This is a genomic window from Mesorhizobium sp. M1338, assembly GCF_040318045.1.
GTDB lineage: Bacteria > Pseudomonadota > Alphaproteobacteria > Rhizobiales > Rhizobiaceae > Mesorhizobium.
In genome coordinates this window covers 1-1112 of sequence record NZ_JAMYLL010000136.1, presented here as the reverse complement: position 1 = coordinate 1112, position 1112 = coordinate 1, and the positions used below count along the sequence as shown (strand labels likewise).

Genomic DNA, 1112 nt, shown 5'->3' with positions numbered 1-1112 from the left:
TCGTCGGATCGCGGGCCACCCGAACCCGTGGGGTTAAGGAGAAGCAAGATCGCGATCGGCTCTTCATCGTGGCCCGGATGGTTGCTGGAACAACCTGGTTCGTATGCAAGGCAGGGACGACGAAGATGAATGAGACTAGCACAAAAACCGCCGGAATCGACACCAGCAAGAAGTCGCTTGATGTCGCAACCTACCCGACGAGCGAGAGGTTGCGCGTAGCCAATGCCAGAGACGGACATCAAGAGCTGGTTGCTTGGCTGAGTGCGCGTAAGATCAAACGCGTCGGCATCGAAGCCTCCGGGGGTTACGAACGAGCCGTCGCGGAGTATTTGCGCGAGCACGGCTTCGAGGTCGCTCTCCTGCAGCCGCGTCAAGTGCATGCCTTTGCCATCTACAAGCTGCGTCGTGCCAAGAACGATCGTATCGACGCCGCTCTCATCGCCGAGTGCGCTGCCAATCTCGGCGACCTGCATGAACCGCCAGACACCAGGCTGGCCGCGTTCGCTGAGCATCTGCTCTTCATCGAGCAGCTGGAGTACGATATCGCTCACCTCAAGACGCGGCGCGAGCACTTCACCACCAAGCGGATTCTCAAGCAACTCGAGCGTGACGTTCAGCGTCTGCAGCGGCGCCGCGAGGCCGAACTACTGCTCCTGCAGGTCGTCGTGTGCAAACACGATGATCTCGCTCGCCGGCTCGAGCTGATCGCCAGCGTCGATGGCATCGGCATACGCACCGCGCTCACCCTCGTCATCCTCTTGCCCGAACTCGGCAAGGTCAGTCGCGAGCAGATCTCTGCCTTGGTTGGCGTCGCTCCTTACGACGACGACTCGGGCGAACGTACTGGCGAGCGCCATATCGCCGGCGGTCGCAGTCGTGTCCGCCGAGCCCTCTTCAATGCCGCATTGCCCGCATCCCAGCGCTGGAACACCGCTCTGGTCGCTCTCTACGGCCGCCTTACGAACAACGGCAAGGCTCACAGGAAAGCCATCATCGCCTGTGTCAGAAAGCTCCTCATCTTCGCCAACGCCGTCGTCGAACGCGGCACTCCGTGGAGCAAAAGTCCACCCGCAAACCACACCGCCTGAGCTAATGGTTGCGCTTCTCCCACA

1 protein-coding gene is annotated in these 1112 nt (G+C 61.2%); it reads left to right on the top strand.

Features of this window, described 5'->3' with window-relative positions; all coding sequences use genetic code 11:
• Positions 1-77 precede the first annotated feature (77 nt).
• Positions 78-1088, top strand: a complete 1011-nt coding sequence (locus NKH19_RS33310) for an IS110 family RNA-guided transposase (protein ID WP_502911108.1) — start codon at positions 78-80, stop codon at positions 1086-1088.
• Positions 1089-1112: the final 24 nt, after the last annotated feature.